Raw genomic sequence first — 17,462 nt, forward strand, 5'->3', positions numbered from 1 at the left:
GGCGCCGATCTTCTCGGTGGCCGACTACGGCCTGGAAGCCGACCTGTTCACGGCGGTGCCGGAGCTGACCAAGGCGCTCTGAGCCGGGGCGCATTTCAGGCAAGAGGGCATCGCGGCGCGATGCCCTTTTTGCTGCCTGGGGCTGGCGAGCCGATCGCCCTTGCCGCCTCAGGGCTGGCCGCTTGAGAGCAGGGCTTCCATGCTGGCCAGCGTCTGCTGCAGCGCACCCGGCTGGTCGCAGGCCACGACCTGGCGCCTGGTCATGCTGCGCACCCAGGTCAGCTGGCGCTTGGCGAGCTGGCGGGTCGCGAAGATGCCGCGGTCGCGCAGCTCGCTGAACTCGGCCGCGGTCAGCTCGGCGTGGCCGGCCTGTTCGGCAGCGTCCAGCGCCTCCCAGGCCTGGCGATAGCCGACGCAGCGCATCGAGGGCAGGTCGGGCGTCAGGTCGCCGCGCGCGCGCAAGGCGCTCATCTCGTCAATGAAGCCCTGCGCCAGCATGGCGTCGAAGCGCTGCGCGATGCGCTCGTGCAGCCAGGCGCGCTCGACCGGCTCGAGCGACAGCAGCAGGCCCGGCTGGCCTTGGATCTGCAAGGGGCGGCTGGCTTCGGCCGCCTTGTCCCGGGTGTGGAAGGCCGAGATCGGCCGGCCGCTGGCGCGCCAGACCTCGAGCGCGCGGCCGATGCGCTGGCTGTCGTTGGGCGACAGGCGCGCGGCCGTCAGCGGGTCGACCTGGCCCAGGCGCGCATGCAGCGCCGGCCAGCCCAGTTCGCCAGCCTCGGCCTCGATGGCGGCGCGCAGCGCGGGCTGGGCCGGCGGCATCTTGTCCAGCCCCTCGAACAGCGCCTTGAAATAGAGCATGGTGCCGCCCACCAGCAGCGGCAGCTTGCCGCGTGCCTGGATCTGGTCCAGCAGGGCGCTGGCATCGCGCACGAATTCGGCTGCGCTGTAGGCTTGCAGCGGATCGCGGATGTCGATCAGGTGATGCGGCACGCTGGCCAGTTCCGCCGCGCTGGGCTTGGCGGTACCGATGTCCATGCCGCGAAACACCAGCGCCGAGTCGACGCTGATGATCTCGACCGGCCAGCGCTGCGCCAGCGCGAGCGCCAGCGCGGTCTTGCCCGAGGCGGTCGGGCCGGCAATCGCCAGCCAGCCGGGACGGCGGTCCAGGGTGGAACAGGGGGCAGGGGTCATCTCGGCTGGCACTTGGGTCTTGTCAGGAGGCATCACATCGGTTCAGCCTGGATCAGCCCAGGCGCTTGAGCGGCGTGCGTACCTCGCCATGGCGCTGCACCGCGGTCCAGGCATTGAGCGCGACCAGCGCGGCCCAGAACAGCACGCCCCAGCCCAGCGCCAGCCGCGGCGTGACCCAGTCGTGGCTGATCAGCCAGCCCAGGGTCTGGCCGTTGCCGAACGCCATCACCATCGCCAGGCAGCCGCCCCAGGCCGATGCCGTGCCTGCCGCCTGCGGAAACGGCGCGATCGAGCCGGTCTGCGCGCAGGGCTGGTGGATGCCATGCGCCATGATGTAGAGCCCGAAAGGCAGCGCTGTTGCCCAGGCCGAGGCGAGCTCCAGCCAGGTGGCCAGCGCCAGCCCCAGCCCGCCGGTCAGGCTCAGTCCGCCGGCGATCGCGATCGTGCGGCGCAGCCCGAAACGTGTCAGCAGGCGGCGGCAGACGAAGGTGCCGGCGATGTAGAGCAGCGACATCGAGAGCATCACCAGGCCGAAGGCCGACTGGCTCAGTCCGAGATCGCTGCTGAAGACGAAGGTGGCCAGCGACAGGAAGGTGAACAGCCCGCCGAAGGAGAAGGCCGAGATCATGGCCTGGCACCAGAAGGTCGGGTGGCGCAGGATCAGGCCCCAGTTGCCCAGCAGGCGGGTCGGCTTGAGCGCGTCGCGGTCGGGTTGCTGCAGCGTCTCGGGCTGGCGCCACAGCAGCATCGCGAGCACGACGGCGCCAAACAGCGCGACCCCGCCCAGCGCCGCGCGCCAGCCCAGATGCTGCGCCAGCCAGCCGCCCAGCGGACCGCTGAAGCAGGCGATCAGCCCGAGTCCGCCGAGCGCCTTGGACATCACGCGCGCGCCTTCGGCGGGCTGGTAGAGGTCGCGGATCACGGCGCGCGCACCCATCATCGAGGCGCCCATGGCCAGGCCCTGCAGGCCGCGCCAGCCGACCAGTCCCTGCATCGAGCCGGCCAGCGCCGCGCCGATCGATGCCAGCGTGAACAGGCCCATGCCGCTGATCAGTACCAGGCGGCGGCCGAAGCGGTCCGACAGCGGGCCCCAGACCAGCTGCGACAGGCCAAAGCCCAGCAGCAGCGAGGTCAGGGTGAGCTGGGCCTGCGCCATGCTGCCGCCCAGGCTGCGCGTCAGTTCCGGCAGCGAGGGCAGGTAGAGGTCGGTCGCGATCGGCTGCAGCCCCATCAGCAGTGACAGCAGCAGGACCAGCAGGGTGGGCGAGATCGAGCGCGGGTTGGCGAGTTTCATGTGTCAGCGTCCGCGCAGGAACAGCGCATCGAGTTCGCTCAGCTTGAGCTGGCGCCAGGTCGGGCGGCCGTGGTTGCACTGGTCGCTGCGTTCGGTGGTCTCCATCTGGCGCAGCAGGCCGTTCATTTCCTCCAGCGTCAGGCGCCGGCTGGCGCGCACTGCGCCATGGCAGGCCATGGTCGCGAGCAGCTCGTTGCGCGCGCGCTGCACCACGGTCGAGGCCTCGTGCTGCGCGAGTTCGGCCAGCACGCTGCGCGCGAGCTCGACCCCGTCGCCCTGGGCCAGCGCGGCCGGCACCGCGCGCAGCGCCAGCGTCTGCGGCGAGAAGGGCGAGATCTCCAGTCCCAGCTGGCGCAGCTGCTCGGCGCAGCCTTCGGCCGTCGCGATCTCCTGTGGCGTGGCGGCGAAGGTGGCCGGAATCAGCAGCGGCTGGCTCTGCAGGCCGGCGTCCGGGCTGGCCTCGAACTGCTGCTTGAGCTTCTCGTAGACGATGCGCTCGTGCGCCGCATGCATGTCGACCAGCACCAGGCCCTGCGCGTTCTCGGCCAGGATGTAGATGCCGTGCAGCTGCGCGATCGCGCGGCCCAGCGGCCAGTGGCCGCTGTGCGGCGGCTCGACCGCATCGGCACCGGAGGTCGGGACGGCGCTGGACTGCAGCGGCTGCGCCGCCGTCAGCGACGGGTCAATCGATGGCCTGGCCGCGTGCAGCTGGGCTGCCGGCTGCTGCCGCTCGGCTGGCTGGCCGGGCTCGAAGGCAGTCGCCGCGCCGGCCTGTCCGTCCAGTGTGGCGGCGGCCGACTCCCGTGCGTGCCCCGCCTGCCAGAGCAGCGACAGGTCCTTGACCTGGTGGCCGACCGGCTCGGGCCGGCTCCAGGCCGGATGCCAGTTCGGGTTCGGGTTCGCGGCGGGCGGCTGCTGGATGCCGAGTCCGAGCTGGACCCGTGGCATGGCCGGCTGGGGTCCGGCCTCGGCCATGGCGCCCAGGCCGGATGCCGCTCCCTGGGCTGCCGGGTCGGCTGGGCCGGCCGCTTCTGTGCCCGCCGCCGAGCGCGGCTTGGCCAGCGCATTCTCGATCGCGTGGCGCACCGCCTGGTGTACCTCGCGCCCGTCGCGAAAGCGCACCTCGATCTTGGTCGGATGCACGTTGACGTCGACCCGGGTCGGATCGATCTCGATGAACAGCGCGTAGCTGGGCTGGCGCTGGCCGTGCAGCACGTCCTCGTAGGCGCTGCGCGCGGCATGGCTGATCACCTTGTCGCGCACGAAGCGGCCATTGACATAGGCGAACTGGCGGTCGGCGCGCGCGCGCGCCGCGTCGGGCAGCCCGGTCCGGCCCCAGACCCGGATGCCCTGGCCCTGCCAGTCCAGCGCCAGGCTCTGCGCCAGGAACTCCTGCCCCAGCAGGTCGCCCAGGCGCTGCGCCAGCGCGGCCTGCGGGTCGTCCTGGTGGCAGGCGCGCCATTGCTCGATCAGCTTGCCCTCGTGCCAGACCGCGAAGCCGACCTCGGGCCGCGCCAGCGCATGGCGGCGCACCGCCTCCAGGCAATGCGCGAGCTCGGTGGCATCGGTCTTGAGGAACTTGCGCCGCGCCGGCGTGGCGTAGAACAGCTCGCGCACCTCGACGGTGGTGCCATGGGTGCGCGCGGCTGGCGACAGCTCGCCGGTGCGCCCGTGCAGCATCCAGGCATGGCCGTCCTCGCCGCCGGCCTCGCGCGACAGCAGACTGACATCGGCGATCGAGTGGATCGCCGCCAGCGCCTCGCCGCGAAAACCCATGGTGTGGACCGCTTCGAGCTCGGCCAGATTGCTGATCTTGCTGGTCGCATGGCGCTTGAGCGCGGAGGTCAGCTCCTCGCGCGGGATGCCGCTGCCATCGTCCTCGACCGAGATCAGCCGCACGCCGCCGGCGAGCAGCCGCAGCGTGATCTGGTGCGCACCGGCATCGAGCGCGTTGTCGACCAGCTCGCGCACCACCGAGGCCGGGCGCTCGACCACCTCGCCGGCGGCGATCTGGCTGATCAACTCGTCGGGCAGTTCGCGGATCGGGCGCCGCGGCACTGGCGCGGCGGCAGATGGCCCGGAGTCGGGCAGGGGATGGGCGCTGGAGCTGGAATTCACCCTTGGATTGTAGGTGGCCGGCCGTCTGGCCGCTTTTGTCATCGGGAGGCTGGATAATCTCGCATCATGGACATCATTCCCTTCCTGATCGATTTCATCCTCCATGTCGACAAGCATCTGCAGGCCTTCGTCGCCAGCTATGGCGCCTGGGTCTATGCGCTGCTGTTCCTGATCGTCTTCGTCGAGACCGGCCTGGTCGTCATGCCCTTCCTGCCGGGCGACTCGCTGCTGTTCATCGTCGGCGCGCTCGCGGGCGCGGGCCTGATCAGCCTGCCGCTGGCCATGGGGCTGCTGGTGCTCGCGGCGATACTGGGCGACCAGCTCAACTACCAGATCGGGCGCTACTTCGGCCCCAAGGTCTTCCAGTGGGAGGACTCGCGCTTCTTCAACAAGCGCGCCTTCGAGCAGGCCCATGCCTTCTACGAGCGCTATGGCGGCATCACCATCATCCTGGCCCGCTTCATGCCCTTCATCCGCACCTTCGCGCCCTTCGTCGCCGGCGTGGCCGCGATGTCGCGCCCCAAGTTCACCGCCTACAACGTCGCTGGCGGCCTGCTCTGGGTCTGCGGCCTGACGCTGGCGGGCTACCTGTTCGGCAACATGCCCTGGGTCCAGGCCAACCTGAGCAAGATCATCTGGGCCCTGATCCTGGTGCCGGGCCTGATCGCGCTGTTCGGCGCCTGGCGCGCCGGCCGCCAGCCGGCCTGAACCGGCCCTGCCATCTCCCACGGACTGGCCAGGGGGCTAGCGCAGCCGCCCGGCTTGCGGTAAGTTAGCGCTGTCCACTGATCATTTTTGCTTTATCCAACGTGGGAGTCGAGTATGACGAAGAACCAGAGCCCAGCCGACCAGCAGGAACCCCATGCCCGCAAGGTCGAGAACGACCACAACAAGATGGGCGAGCAGGATGCGACCCAGCTCAACCAGGGCCATCGCACGCCCGAGAGCCGCAGCGACCGCGAGTCCCATGTCGGCAGCAACAACCAGTCGCAGGAAAGGCGTCATTCGCCGGGTCACGGCGACTGATCGCGGTTGTGCGCGGCCCGCATGGGCCGCGTCCGGCAAGGCGGGCTGCCCAGGCAGCCCGTTTCGCCTGGTGCCCTAGAAGCCGCCCAGGTTCTCGATCTCGTCGACGACCATGCCGGTGCCGATGATCAGCAGCAGGATGTCGTTGTCGACGCGCACATATTCATAGCCGGCCGGCGGGCGACCGAGCTCGCGCTTGAGCTCGACCGGCAGCGGATAGCGCACCAGCTCGCGCGGCAGCGCCTGTCCGATCGCCCATTTCCTGGCCTGGCCGGGTGGCAGGCAGCCGTTGTGCTTCTTGGCCAGTCCGGGCGGGCAGCGGCCGGCCCGGACCCGGGGCTCGAAGTAGTCGCGCACCGATTCGCGCTGCCGGTCGCCGAACTTCGCGCCGCTGGCGCCCGGCGGCAGGACAGCTTTGCCGGGCCGGACCTGTTCATGCCTGGGGCCGTAGCCCCGCTCCTGGTGGCCATCCTGGTAGGCGCCGTGACCGGGTCCTTGGGACTCGCGCATCTGCTCATGCATCGGCTCGCGCTTGTGTCCTGGGCCGCCGGCCCAGTCGGGCTTCTCGGCCCAGCATGGGGCCACGAGGGCGCTGGCACACAGCGCCGCGGCGGCAATCTTGGCAAGGCTCATGATCTTCCTCCTGGCTATGAATCGACAGGATCATTAGGCCGCAATTGCCGCTCCGCTTCAAGGCCGAAGCGAAGGGCGCTGGCTCAGTCCTGGCCCAGGGCCAGCAGCACCCGCTTGAAGGCGGCGAGGTCGGCCTCGGCGATCTGGCCCAGCTTGTCCTTCATGTAGTGGCCGGCCGACCCGGAGATGGCGGCCTGGCGTTCGCGTCCTGCCGCGCTGAGCTCGACCTGCCCGTCGTCGCGGTGGCACAGCAGCCCCTGCTGTTCCAGTCCGGCCAGGCCGTCGGCGACTTCTTCCGGCTCCAGGTAGGTGGCGCGGCCGAGCTCGGCCCGCTCGCAGGCACCCTCGAGCAGGCGGTTGAGCAGGCGCGACATCGGCATGTCCAGGCCGAGCGCCTGCCGGTGCGACTCGAAATCCAGCGACAGGCGCTGGCTGGCATAGACCAGCTGGCGCAGCAGCTCGGCGTCGGACAACAGGGGCGCTGCATCCGGGCCGCTGGGCGGGAGGGTTTCGGCCAGTGCCGGATGCTCCTGGGCGACGCCGTAATGCCCCTGGGTGAACAGCAGCGGCGCACCCTCGAAGCGCGCATAGCGCTCGACATGGCCGACCAGGATCAGGTGGTCGCCGCCCTCGTGCACCTGCTCGAGCCGGCATTCGAGGTGGGCGATCGCGCCCTCGATCAGCGGCGCCCCGTGCAGTCCGGCCTGCCAGCGCGTGCGCTCGAAGCGCTCCGGGTGCGAGGAGCCGAACAGCTGCGAGAGCTCGACCTGGTCGTCGGCCAGCACGCTGACCGCGTAATGGCCGGCCTGCAGGAAATCCTGCGCGCTGGAGGATTCGCGCCGGATCGACCACAGCACCAGCGGCGGGACCAGCGAGACCGCCGCGAAGGAGTTGACCGCCATGCCGACCAGGCGCTCGCCGTTGCGCGCGGTCACGACCGTCACGCCGGTCGGGAACTGGCCCAGGCAGCGCCGCAGCGCGCGGGCGTCGCTTGCCGGATCGCCGGCCTCGATCGGTTCGCGTGCCGTGGCGTGCTGCGCCGTCGCTTCGCGGGACAAGTTTGCGCTGGCCTGGCTCATCTCTTGGTCTTTGGCTTGAGGGGTGGAACGGGGGGAAGGGGTGGGATCATAGCGGTTTGCCCATTTCCCTGGTGCGCCTATTGCTGTCGGGGCCGGCGCTCAGGCCGGGCCCGGGCGCTGCGACTGGCCGCCAGATTCCGGCTCGGCTTGGCAGTAATGGCAGATTGCACCGATTTTCGCGGCTCTGATTTGCTAGTATGAAGACCATGTGCAGAAAACCCCTGCTGATGCCGCCTGCTTGCCTGTCCTCGGACCGGGAGGGCCGCTGTTGCGCCTGGGATCGGGACAAGGCCGAGATGCCTGCTGCAGGCGGTGCGGGATGATGCCTGGCCGCAAGACCTGGCTGCGCTTTGCGCTGCCGTTGCTGGCGCTCACGCTGCTGATCATGCTGGTGGGGGCTTTCGGCTACCGCTACCTGAGCCAGCAGGTGCGCGACGAGACCCACCGCACGCTGGCGGTGATCGCCGAGCAGAAGCGCCAGCAGATCGAGGACTCGCTGGCCGAGCGGCGGCTCGATGCCGAGCTGTACTTCTCCGGCCACTCGCAGCTTGAGCTGCTGTTCGAGCAATGGCTGCGCCGCGATCGCCGCGATGCCGTGCTGCGCGAGCAGATCAAGGCACGCATGGCCGAGCTGGCCCGCGTGCGCGCCTGGGAAGGGCTGGCAATCCTGGAGCCGGGCGGAGCCATGATGCTGTCGGTCGGCGATGTGCGTCATGGCGAGCTGTCCGAGCGGGTGCGCGACATCGCGCGCCAGCCGCGCATCGAGCTGGTCGACCTGCAGCGCCAGGCCGACGGCGCGGCCCATTACGGGCTGCTCGCACCGCTGGGCCGTCCGGGCCGGCCGCCGCTGGCCGTCGTCTACGTGAACTGGCGCGCCGATCGCGACCTCTATCCGCTGGTCGAGTCCTGGCCGGTGCCGACCCGCACCGCCGAGACCTATCTGGTGCGGCGCGAAGGCGAGCAGGTGCTGTTCCTGACGCCGCTGCGCCATCGGCGCGATGCCGCGCTGACCCTGAGCCAGTCCCTGGGCACGCCCGACCTGCCGGCCGCGCGCGCGGTCAAGGGCGAGCGCGGCATCATCGCCGGCGGACGCGACTACCGCCGCCAGCCGGTGCTGGCCTATTCCGCCGCCGTGGCCGGCAGCTCCTGGCTGATGATCGCCGAGATCGACGAGGTCGAGGCCTATGCCGGCGTGCGCACCATGTCCTGGGTCGTGGCCCTGGTCATGGGGCTGGGCCTGCTGCTGGTCTACAGCGCCGGCTACCAGGCCTGGCGCCGCGACCGGCAGGCGCAGCAGCTGGCCCTGCTGCAGGCCCAGCGCGCGGCCGAGGCGCGCTTTCGCGTCATGTTCGAGCAGGCGGCGCTCGGCGCGGTGCTGGTCGATGCGCGCGACGGCCGCATCGTCGAGTCCAATGCGCGCTTTGCCGAGATGGTCGGGCGCAGTCCGGCCGCGCTCGAGGGCCAGGACCCGCTGCAGTTCACCCACCCGGACGATGTCGCGCAGAGCCGCGCCGGCATGGCCCGTTTGCTGGCCGGCGAGGTCTCCAGCCTCAAGCTGGTCAAGCGCTACCGGCGACCCGACGGCGCCACGGTCTGGGCCAGCCTGAGCGGCGCGCCGGTGCAGGAAGGGCTGCAGCGCCCCGCGCTCTGCCTGGTGCTGGTGGAGGACATCACCGAGCGGCGCGAGATCGAGGAGCGGCTGCGCATCAGCCAGGAGCGGCACCGCCTGATTGCACAGAACGCGATCGACGTGATCGTGACGCTCGACATCGACGGCCGCTACACCTATGTCAGCCCCTCGGTCGAGAAGCTGTGCGGCTACCGCGTCGACGAGGTCATGCGCCAGAGCCTGGACCAGCTGCTGACGCCGGCCTCCAGCCAGACCGTCCAGGCCTATTTCCAGTCGCTGCGCGAGCGCCAGGCGGTCCAGCTGCCACTCGAGGGCTTCCGGGCCGAGATCGAGTTGCGCCACCGCAGCGGCACCAGCCTCTGGGTCGAGATCATGTTCAGTCCGCTGCTGAGCGCCGACGGCCGCTTCGTCGAGGTGCTGGCGGTGGCGCGCGACATCAGCGAACGCAAGCGCTACGAACATGAGCTGCAGCAGGCCTATGACGAGGCCGAGGCGGCCAATGCCGCCAAGAGCGAGTTCCTGGCCCACATGAGCCACGAGATCCGGACCCCGATGAATGCCGTGCTCGGGCTGGCCCAGGTGCTCGAGCGCGAGCCGCTGTCGGGCCGCCAGCGCGAGATGGTCGAGCGCATCCGCAGTGCCGGCCAGTCGCTGCTGGCCATCCTCAACGACGTGCTCGACCTGTCCAAGATCGAGGCCGGTCAGCTGCGCCTGGAGCCGCGTCCGTTCGAGCTTGCCGCGCTGCTGGCCAATGTCGACAGCCTGATGGGCCAGGTCGCCCGCTCCAAGGGCCTGAGCCTGCAGCTGCAGGCGCCGCAGCCCGATCCCGGGCCGCTGCTCGGCGACGGGCTCAGGCTCGAGCAGATCCTGCTCAACCTGCTCGGCAACGCGGTCAAGTTCACCGAGCAGGGCCGCGTCGAGCTGCGCGTGCGCGTGACCGAGCAGGAGCAGGGCAGCCTCTGGCTGCGCTTCGAGGTCAGCGACAGCGGCATCGGCATCGCGCCCGAGGCGCTCGAGCGCCTGTTCTCGCCCTTCACCCAGGCCGATGCCGGCATTGGCCGGCGCTTCGGCGGCACCGGGCTGGGCCTGTCGATCTGCAAGCGCCTGGTCGAGCTGATGGGCGGCGAGATCGGCGCCGAGAGCCAGCCCGGCCAGGGCAGCCAGTTCTGGTTCGAGCTGCCCTTCGAGCGCACCGCGCTGGCCTGCGAGCCCGCCGCGCGCCGCGCGCCGCCCGGGCCATCCGCGCCGCGCCTGCTCGGCGCCCATGTCCTGGTGGTCGACGACAGCGCGATGAACCGCGACCTGGTCGAGCGCGCGCTGCAGCTCGAGGGCGCGAGCGCGACCCTGGCGGCCGATGGCCAGCAGGCGCTGCAGCGGCTCAGGTCGGGCCCGGACGCCTTCGATGCGGTGCTGATGGACATCCAGATGCCGGTGCTCGACGGCCTGAGCGCGACCCGCCTGATCCGCAGCGAGCTGGGCCTGCGCGAGCTGCCAGTGATCGCCTTCACCGCCGGCGTGCGCGAGGAGCAGCAGGCCGCCGCGCGCGCGGCCGGCGCCAACGAGGTGCTGCCCAAGCCGATGGACCTCGAGCAGATGGTGACCCTGCTGTCGCAATGGGTCCGGCCCCGGCCGTCCGTCCCGGGCTCCGAAGTCCGGCCTGTGCCGCCCCCTGCGCCAGGCGGGCCGGCGGCCTTGCCAGCGCCGGGCGCCTGCGCGCCAGCCGCAGTACCTGCAAACGCCAAGCCAGGCGCCGCGAAGCCGGCCGGTGCGACCGGCTTTCCAGCCATTGCCGGACTCGACACTGAGCGCGCCGCGCAGCGCCTGGGTGGCGACCGCGAGATCTTCCTCGACCTGCTCGCGATGTTCGTCGCCGAGCACCGCGATGCCGTGCGCCAGGTCCGGGGCGAGCTCGCGCGCGGCGAGCGCGAGGCTGCTGCCCGTCGCATGCACACTCTGCGCGGCAGCGCGGGCTTCCTGTGCGCGAGCGGGCTGATGCAGTCGGCCGCCGCGCTCGAGGAGGCGATTGACCGCGGCCAGGAGGAGCTCGAGCCGGCGCTGCTGGCGCTGGAGCGCTCGATCGCCGGCCTGGTCGAGGCCAGCGCGCCCTGGCGCTGAGTGCCGCCGCCGCGACCTGATGCGGGCGGCAGCCGCCAGCGCCTGGCTGGCGCCGACTCAGTCTGACTCGAGCCGCCGCGCGCCCAGCCGTTCGCTGATCGACTGGCTGGCCTGCTTGAGGGTCAGCGCCTGCGGGCTGGCCTCATCGAGCTGCATGCTCGCGGTGGGCCCGATCGCGGCGATCACCAGCGCCAACCGGCCGAAGCCGTCGAACACCGGCGCCGCCAGCCCGCTGATGCCCAGGTGCAGCTCGTCCTGTACCCGGCTCAGGCCGCCCTGGCGCACCGCCTGCAATTCCGCCGCGAAGCCGGGCTCGTCCAGCGCGCCGGCATGGCCCTCGCGCGCCAGCGCCTGCGCGACCTCCTCGGCCGGGCGCAGGGCCGCGAACACCTTGCCGGTCGCGGTATGGCGCATCGAGGCCGCGCTGCCGTGGCGCATCGAGATATGCACCGGCGTCGGCCCTTCCTCGACCCGGATGATGATCGGCGACAGCCCGCCCCAGACCGCCACCGACATGGTGCAGCCGAGCTTGTGCGCCAGCCCTGGCAGGGCGGCAATCGCGAGCCGGACCGGGTCGACCTGCTGCAGGCTGATCAGGCCGAGCTGCATTGCCAGCGGCCCCAGGCCGTAGTGGCCGCTGACCGGGTCCTGCTCGATCAGCCCGAGCTTGCCGAAGCTCACCAGGTAAGGGTGGGCCTTGGCCGGCGTCATGTCGGCCTCGCGCGCGAGGTCCTTCAATGCCATGCGCCGTCCGGTGTGCGCCAGCGCCTTGAGCAGCTGGCCGCCGACCTCGACGCTCTGGATGCCGCGCGAGGTGCGGGTTTCGCCCGCTTCCTGGCTTGGCAAGCTGGGGGCGGCGGGCGGCTTGTGCGATGCGGAAGTTCTGACCATGGGCCTATTGTCGGCGCAGAAGGCGAGGGGGGCCAAGGATCAAGGGTCAATGGCCAAGGGTTTTTACCTAAGTGAATTGGTTTGTCAATGACGAATATTTTGGCTACCATCGCGGTCAGTCATTTCGTTAAACACGTTCGTCATTGACGAATTTCAACCTGGAACCGCCATGAGCAGCAAGACCTTCGCTTCCGCCGCCGACCTCGAAGAAAAGAAAGTCACCTTCGAGAAGCTGTCCGAGCATGCCTACGCCTATACCGCCGAGGGCGACCCGAACACCGGCATCATCATTGGCGACGACGCCGTGATGGTGATCGACACCCAGGCCACGCCGGTGATGGCGCAGGACGTGATCCGCCGCATCCGCGAGATCACCGACAAGCCGATCAAGTACGTGGTGATGAGCCATTACCACGCGGTGCGCGTGCTGGGTGCCTCCGCCTACATGGCCGAGGGCGGCGAGCAGATCATCGCCAGCCGCGACACCTACGACCTGGTGGTCGAGCGCGGCCAGTTCGACAAGGACAGCGAGATCGGCCGCTTTCCGCGCCTGTTCCAGAACGTCGAGAGCATCCCGGAAGGCCTGACCTGGCCGACCATGACCTTCGAGGGCAGGATGAGCATCTGGCTCGGCAAGCTCGAGGTGCAGCTGATCCAGCTCGGCCGCGGCCACACCAAGGGCGACACCGTGGCCTGGATTCCGTCCGAGAAGATCCTGTTCTCGGGCGATCTGGTCGAGTTCGACGCCACCCCCTACGCGGGCGACGCCTACTTCAAGGACTGGCCGCAGACGCTCGACAACGTCGCCGCGCTCAAGCCCGAGAAGCTCGTGCCCGGCCGCGGCGCCGCGCTGACCACCCCTGAGCAGGTGCAGGCCGGCCTGCAGGGTACGCGCGACTTCATCCAGGACCTGTACGAGAGCGTGCAGGCCGGTGCCGCCGCCGGCAAGGACCTGCGCGCGGTCTACGAGGAGACCTTCGCCAGGCTGCAGCCGAAATACGGCCACTGGGTCATCTTCAACCACTGCATGCCGTTCGACGTGACCCGCGCCTATGACGAGGCGACCGAGCACCAGCACCCGCGCATCTGGACCGCCGAGCGCGACCGCCAGATGTGGCTGGCGCTCGAGGGCTGATGCCCAAGGCGTGGGCTCCTTGAGCAGCCGGCGCTGAATTCCGACTCCACTGCCGCCGGCAGCGCCTTGCGCGGCCGGCAGGGCGGAGCTTTGCCCGGATCCAACACAGCCATCGATGCGGTGGCTTTCACCCAGCAGAGGCAAGACATGAAACGCGAAGACCTTTCCCACTATCCCTTCCGCGGCGACGGCGCCCAGGTGCAGGCGATCGAGTTCGCCTACCAGCGCTCGCCCGACCAGGACGCCGAGCGTCCGGTCCATCATCCGGTCGTCATCGTCGGTGCCGGCCCGGTCGGCCTGACGCTGGCGATCGACCTGGCCCAGCGCGGCCAGCCGGTGCTGCTGCTCGACAACGACCACCGGCTCTCGATCGGCTCGCGCGCGCTGTGCTTTGCCAAGCGCACGCTCGAGATCTGGGACCGCCTCGGCGTCGGCGACCCGATGGTCGACAAGGGCGTGTCCTGGAACCTGGGCAAGGTCTTCCTGCGCGACGAACAGGTCTACCAGTTCAACCTGTTGCCCGAGGACGGCCACGAGCGCCCGGCCTTCATCAACCTGCAGCAGTACTACTGCGAGGCCTACCTGGTCGAGCGCTGCCTGCAGCTGCCCAATATCGAGATCCGCTGGGACAACAAGGTCAGCGGCATCGAGCCGCGCGACGACGGCGCGCTGCTCGGCATCGACACCCCCGAGGGCAGCTACCGGATCGACGCCGGCTGGGTGCTGGCCTGCGACGGCTCGCGCTCGACCATGCGCCAGCTGATGGGCCTCGAGAGCAAGGGCCGCATCTTCCAGGACCGCTTCCTGATCGCCGACGTCAAGATGACGGCCGACTTCCCGACCGAGCGCTGGTTCTGGTTCGACCCGCCCTTCCACCCGAACCAGAGCGTGCTGCTGCACCGCGAGCCCGACAACGTCTGGCGCATCGACTTCCAGCTCGGCTGGGACGCCGACCCGGAACAGGAGAAGAAGCCCGAGAACATCATCCCGCGTGTCAAGGCGCTGCTGGGCCAGGACACCGAGTTCACGCTCGAATGGGCCAGCGTCTATACCTTCGCCTGCCTGCGCATGGACCAGTTCGTGCATGGCCGGGTGGTGTTCGCGGGCGACTGCGCGCATGGCGTCTCGCCCTTCGGTGCCCGTGGCGCCAACAGCGGCGTGCAGGATGCCGACAACCTGGCCTGGAAGCTGGACTGGGTGCTCAAGGGCCGCGCCGGCGTCGAGCTGCTGCAGAGCTACGGCCCCGAGCGCGAGTACGCGGCCGACGAGAACATCCGCAACTCGACCCGCGCCACCGACTTCATCACGCCCAAGAGCGAGATCAGCCGGCTGTTCCGCGACGTCACGCTGGGACTGGCACGCGAGCACGAGTTTGCCCGTCGCCTGGTCAACAGTGGCCGCCTGTCGGTGCCGGCCACCCTGCATGGCTCGGCGCTCAACACGCCAGATGTCGATGCCTTCGCCGGCAAGATGGTGCCGGGCGCCGTGCTGACCGACGCCCCGGTGCAGCGCGCCGACGGCCAGGCCAGCTGGCTGCTGCGCGAGACTGGCGCCGACTTCACGCTGCTGGTGTTCGGCGATGCACCTGCATGGACCCAGGCCCTCGAGCATGTTCGCACGATCTCGATCGGCCGCGACCTGCTCGATGTGCAGGGCCTGGTCGCCCAGCGCCTGGACGCCAGCCCGGGTTGCGCCTACCTGATCCGCCCGGACCAGCATGTGGCCGCGCGCTGGCGCCAGCCGAGCGAAGCCGCCGTGCGCGCCGCGCTGGCCACCGCTACCGCCCAGTCCCGCGCAGCCGCAGCCGCAGTCGCAGCCGCAGTCGCAGTCGCAGTCGCAGTCGCAGTCGCCACCGCCGCCTGAGCCCGAACCGGAGAACCCCATGCTCAACACCCAAGTCACCCCGCTGAACTACGACGACATGTACGAGGCGCTGATCGAGGCCCACCAGGGCCTGAGCACCGAGCAGAGCCATGTCATGAACGCGCGCCTGGTGCTGCTGCTGGCCAACCACATCGGCGACCTCGACCTGCTCAAGCAGGCCTTCCGGCTCGCGCGCGGCCAGGACGCCGCGCCGCTGCAGCCGCCAGGCGCGGACAGGCAGGCGATCACGCCCGTGGCGCCGACCCATGCCGCCGCCTGAGCCCGAATTCGTCTGACCGATCACAAGCGGCCGCAGAGCCGCCATTCCCTCGTTGCGCAAACCCACAGGAGACAAGCATGAAATTCAATTCCAAGTTGCTCGCCGCGCTGGCAAGCGCCGCTCCCTTTCTGATGGCCGCGACCACGGCCCAGGCCCAGCAGGTCACGATCAAGTTCTCGCATTTCCTGGCGTCGAACTCGAACTTCCACAAGGGCGTGGCCGAACCCTGGTGCGCCGCGATCGAGAAGGATTCGGGCGGCAAGATGAAGTGCCAGCTCTACCCGGCGCTGCAGCTCGGCGGCACCCCGCCGCAACTGGCCGACCAGGTCAAGAACGGCGTCGCCGACGTGGTCTGGACCTCGCCGAGCTACTCGACCGGCCGCTTCCCGCGCACCGAGGCGCTCGAGCTGCCCTTCACCCTGCCGCCCGACGGCCTGGCTGGCTCGCGCGCCATGTGGGAGTACACGCAGAAGCACGGCATGGATGACTTCAAGGACTTCAAGGTGCTGGCCATCTTCTCGGCATCGAACGTCGTCATCAGCACCGCCAGCAAGCCGGTCATGACGACAGAAGACCTCAAGGGCCTGAAGCTGCGCAGCCCGTCGCGCTTCACCTCGCTGTTCCTGACCGCGCTCGGCGGCACCCCGGTCAACATGCCGGTGGCGGCCGTGACCGAGGGCATCTCGAAGGGCGTGATCGATGGCGCGATGGCGCCCTGGGAGGTGCTGCCCGCCACCAAGATCGACGAGGTCACCAAGTACCACATCGAGGGCGCGGCCAACCAGCCCGGCTTCTCGCAGACACCGATGGCGGTGCTCATGAACAAGGCCAAGTACGACAAGCTCGATCCCGAGCTCAAGGCCGTGATCGACAAGCACAGCGGCCAGGTGCTGGTCGATCTCGCGGGCAAGGTCTGGGACCAGGGCAACGCCGAGGCACGCAAGAAGATGATCGCCCAGGGCAACAAGGCGCTGACGATCAAGGACGCCGACTACAAGGCCATGGTCAAGGCATCGGCCAGCGTCGAGGCCGACTGGATCAAGCAGGCCACCGCCAAGGGCCTGGACGGCACCAAGCTGGCGGCCGAGGTCCACGCTATCGGCAGCAAGTACCTCGGCAAGTGAGCGCCGGGCCGGACCGCGGTCCGGCCCTGGCCCGCAGAGCAGCAACTATCAGTCGTCGAACAGCTCGCTGAGCCAGGACTTCTTCTTTTTCTGCGGGTAGTAGCCCTGCTGGTAATGGCCGGAATGGTGCCGGTCCTTGCCGAAGTCCGAATAGCGGAAGTCGCGCGGTGCCTCCTGGTGGTAGGCCTGCTGCGGCGCTTGCGGCTGGGGAGCCGGCTGGGGCTGGGAGGCAGACTGGGCCTCGGCGCTGCGCTCGATCAGCTTGTCGAGCTCGCCGCGGTCGAGCCAGATGCCGCGGCATTTCGGGCAGTAGTCGATTTCAATCCCCTGGCGCTCGGTCATGGCGAGCAGGGTGTCGGGGCAGACAGGACATTGCATGGATGAGTCTCACTGGGTTGGAGCTGACCTGGATTGCAGCACGATTTCGATGGGCGGCCTTGCCGTGCGGTCACCGTCGCCCTGTCGATAGAATGCCAGCATAAAGGAGCCCGCCTTGAACCCCGATCCGTCCCTGTGCTCGGCCATTCTCGAGCAAAGCGCCGATGCCATCATCTACGCCGACCGCGAGGGGCTCATCCGCCGCTGGAACCTCGCTGCCGAGCAGTTGTTCGGTTTCACCGCCGGCCAGGCCCTGGGGCAAAGCCTGGACCTGATCATTCCCGAGCGCCTGCGCGCGCCGCACTGGGCCGGCTACCACCGGGCCATCGCGGCGGGCCGGACGAAACATGCCGGCCAGCCGACGCTGACCAAGGCCTTGCATGGTTCCGGCGAGACACGCTATGTGGAGATGAGCTTTGCGGTCGTCGCCGACCCGGCTGGCGGCGTGCTGGGCTCGGTGGCGATCGCCCGTGCGGCCAAGCCGCCGAGCCGGTGAGGCCCGACCGTCTTGAAGGTGGGCTGAGGTGATGCAAGATCCGAACCTAGGGCCTGTTAACGCAAGTTGACAAGGCAGTGGACTTGGCTCGAAACTGTTGCGATGCAACTGACTCGCGAGCAATTCGAACAGATCGCTCCACTGCTGCCACGCCAGCGGGGCAACGTGCGGCTGGACAACTTCGAGGTGGTCAACGCCATCCTGTACGT

At 69.7% G+C, this 17,462-nt stretch carries 15 protein-coding genes; 8 read left to right on the top strand and 7 right to left on the bottom strand.

Features of this window, described 5'->3' with window-relative positions; genetic code table 11:
• Window positions 1-168: 168 nt before the first annotated feature.
• From miaA to mutL, 3 genes are read right to left on the bottom strand one after another with little or no spacing between them, the layout of a single operon-like run.
• Complete coding sequence (miaA, locus tag C6P64_RS16610) at window positions 169-1,191, bottom strand: tRNA (adenosine(37)-N6)-dimethylallyltransferase MiaA (RefSeq protein WP_105749653.1); 1,023 nt, start codon at window positions 1,189-1,191, stop codon at window positions 169-171.
• Between the two features lie 52 nt (window positions 1,192-1,243).
• Window positions 1,244-2,485 (bottom strand): multidrug effflux MFS transporter, encoded by a 1,242-nt coding sequence (locus tag C6P64_RS16615; RefSeq protein ID WP_105749654.1) that lies wholly within the window; start codon window positions 2,483-2,485, stop codon window positions 1,244-1,246.
• A gap of 3 nt (window positions 2,486-2,488) precedes the next feature.
• On the bottom strand, window positions 2,489-4,645 hold the full coding sequence (gene mutL, locus C6P64_RS16620) for a DNA mismatch repair endonuclease MutL (protein ID WP_105749655.1): 2,157 nt from the start codon (window positions 4,643-4,645) through the stop codon (window positions 2,489-2,491).
• Window positions 4,646-4,669: 24 nt separating this feature from the next.
• Here mutL and C6P64_RS16625 point away from each other — a divergent pair, with 24 nt between their 5' ends.
• The gene (locus C6P64_RS16625; protein WP_105749656.1) at window positions 4,670-5,311 is read left to right on the top strand and encodes a DedA family protein; all 642 of its coding nucleotides are present in this window, start codon (window positions 4,670-4,672) and stop codon (window positions 5,309-5,311) included.
• Between the two features lie 114 nt (window positions 5,312-5,425).
• Window positions 5,426-5,629, top strand: coding sequence for a hypothetical protein (locus tag C6P64_RS16630; protein ID WP_105749657.1), 204 nt, complete (start codon window positions 5,426-5,428; stop codon window positions 5,627-5,629).
• Window positions 5,630-5,704: 75 nt separating this feature from the next.
• Here C6P64_RS16630 and C6P64_RS16635 read toward each other — a convergent pair whose 3' ends face one another.
• Together C6P64_RS16635 and C6P64_RS16640 are read right to left on the bottom strand one after the other, a co-directional pair.
• Window positions 5,705-6,262: an RcnB family protein gene (locus C6P64_RS16635; RefSeq protein WP_105749658.1), complete on the bottom strand. Its 558-nt coding sequence runs from the start codon at window positions 6,260-6,262 to the stop codon at window positions 5,705-5,707.
• Window positions 6,263-6,345: 83 nt separating this feature from the next.
• On the bottom strand, window positions 6,346-7,341 hold the full coding sequence (locus tag C6P64_RS16640) for a flavin reductase family protein (RefSeq protein WP_105749659.1): 996 nt from the start codon (window positions 7,339-7,341) through the stop codon (window positions 6,346-6,348).
• Between the two features lie 322 nt (window positions 7,342-7,663).
• On the opposite strand from C6P64_RS16640, the gene C6P64_RS18370 reads away from it, so the two are divergent.
• Window positions 7,664-11,086, top strand: coding sequence for a PAS domain S-box protein (locus C6P64_RS18370; protein ID WP_211296875.1), 3,423 nt, complete (start codon window positions 7,664-7,666; stop codon window positions 11,084-11,086).
• A gap of 57 nt (window positions 11,087-11,143) precedes the next feature.
• Here the strand turns inward: C6P64_RS18370 and C6P64_RS16650 are convergent, their stop codons facing one another.
• Window positions 11,144-11,977, bottom strand: coding sequence for an IclR family transcriptional regulator (locus C6P64_RS16650; protein WP_105749661.1), 834 nt, complete (start codon window positions 11,975-11,977; stop codon window positions 11,144-11,146).
• Window positions 11,978-12,146: 169 nt separating this feature from the next.
• Between C6P64_RS16650 and C6P64_RS16655 the strand changes: the two genes are divergently transcribed.
• The 4 genes from C6P64_RS16655 to C6P64_RS16670 all read left to right on the top strand — a co-directional run bounded on the left by C6P64_RS16655 (window position 12,147) and on the right by C6P64_RS16670 (window position 16,379).
• Window positions 12,147-13,112: an MBL fold metallo-hydrolase gene (locus C6P64_RS16655; protein WP_105749662.1), complete on the top strand. Its 966-nt coding sequence runs from the start codon at window positions 12,147-12,149 to the stop codon at window positions 13,110-13,112.
• Window positions 13,113-13,259: 147 nt separating this feature from the next.
• A complete protein-coding gene (locus C6P64_RS16660) occupies window positions 13,260-14,975 on the top strand; it encodes an FAD-dependent oxidoreductase (protein ID WP_105749663.1) in 1,716 nt (571 codons plus the stop codon).
• Between the two features lie 19 nt (window positions 14,976-14,994).
• Window positions 14,995-15,255: a DUF2783 domain-containing protein gene (locus C6P64_RS16665; protein WP_105749664.1), complete on the top strand. Its 261-nt coding sequence runs from the start codon at window positions 14,995-14,997 to the stop codon at window positions 15,253-15,255.
• Window positions 15,256-15,332: 77 nt separating this feature from the next.
• The gene (locus tag C6P64_RS16670; protein WP_105749665.1) at window positions 15,333-16,379 is read left to right on the top strand and encodes a TRAP transporter substrate-binding protein; all 1,047 of its coding nucleotides are present in this window, start codon (window positions 15,333-15,335) and stop codon (window positions 16,377-16,379) included.
• A gap of 48 nt (window positions 16,380-16,427) precedes the next feature.
• Here C6P64_RS16670 and C6P64_RS16675 read toward each other — a convergent pair whose 3' ends face one another.
• The gene (locus C6P64_RS16675) at window positions 16,428-16,757 is read right to left on the bottom strand and encodes a TFIIB-type zinc ribbon-containing protein (protein ID WP_105749666.1); all 330 of its coding nucleotides are present in this window, start codon (window positions 16,755-16,757) and stop codon (window positions 16,428-16,430) included.
• A gap of 115 nt (window positions 16,758-16,872) precedes the next feature.
• Here C6P64_RS16675 and C6P64_RS16680 point away from each other — a divergent pair, with 115 nt between their 5' ends.
• Window positions 16,873-17,253, top strand: a complete 381-nt coding sequence (locus C6P64_RS16680; RefSeq protein WP_105749667.1) for a PAS domain-containing protein — start codon at window positions 16,873-16,875, stop codon at window positions 17,251-17,253.
• Window positions 17,254-17,462: the final 209 nt, after the last annotated feature.

This window comes from Malikia granosa, from assembly GCF_002980595.1.
Taxonomy (GTDB): domain Bacteria; phylum Pseudomonadota; class Gammaproteobacteria; order Burkholderiales; family Burkholderiaceae_C; genus Malikia; species Malikia granosa.

Bases quoted from the DNA above. Each gene is read 5' to 3' on its own strand.
- C6P64_RS16630 (WP_105749657.1), top strand. From the start codon at position 5,426: ATGACGAAGAACCAGAGCCCAGCCGACCAGCAGGAACCCCATGCCCGC.
- C6P64_RS16665 (WP_105749664.1), top strand. From the start codon at position 14,995: ATGCTCAACACCCAAGTCACCCCGCTGAACTACGACGACATGTACGAG.
- mutL (WP_105749655.1), bottom strand. From the start codon at position 4,645: ATGACAAAAGCGGCCAGACGGCCGGCCACCTACAATCCAAGGGTGAAT.
- miaA (WP_105749653.1), bottom strand. From the start codon at position 1,191: ATGACCCCTGCCCCCTGTTCCACCCTGGACCGCCGTCCCGGCTGGCTG.
- C6P64_RS16615 (WP_105749654.1), bottom strand. From the start codon at position 2,485: ATGAAACTCGCCAACCCGCGCTCGATCTCGCCCACCCTGCTGGTCCTG.
- C6P64_RS16670 (WP_105749665.1), top strand. From the start codon at position 15,333: ATGAAATTCAATTCCAAGTTGCTCGCCGCGCTGGCAAGCGCCGCTCCC.
- C6P64_RS18370 (WP_211296875.1), top strand. From the start codon at position 7,664: ATGCCTGGCCGCAAGACCTGGCTGCGCTTTGCGCTGCCGTTGCTGGCG.
- C6P64_RS16635 (WP_105749658.1), bottom strand. From the start codon at position 6,262: ATGAGCCTTGCCAAGATTGCCGCCGCGGCGCTGTGTGCCAGCGCCCTC.
- C6P64_RS16640 (WP_105749659.1), bottom strand. From the start codon at position 7,341: ATGAGCCAGGCCAGCGCAAACTTGTCCCGCGAAGCGACGGCGCAGCAC.
- C6P64_RS16660 (WP_105749663.1), top strand. From the start codon at position 13,260: ATGAAACGCGAAGACCTTTCCCACTATCCCTTCCGCGGCGACGGCGCC.
- C6P64_RS16650 (WP_105749661.1), bottom strand. From the start codon at position 11,977: ATGGTCAGAACTTCCGCATCGCACAAGCCGCCCGCCGCCCCCAGCTTG.
- C6P64_RS16625 (WP_105749656.1), top strand. From the start codon at position 4,670: ATGGACATCATTCCCTTCCTGATCGATTTCATCCTCCATGTCGACAAG.
- C6P64_RS16675 (WP_105749666.1), bottom strand. From the start codon at position 16,757: ATGCAATGTCCTGTCTGCCCCGACACCCTGCTCGCCATGACCGAGCGC.
- C6P64_RS16655 (WP_105749662.1), top strand. From the start codon at position 12,147: ATGAGCAGCAAGACCTTCGCTTCCGCCGCCGACCTCGAAGAAAAGAAA.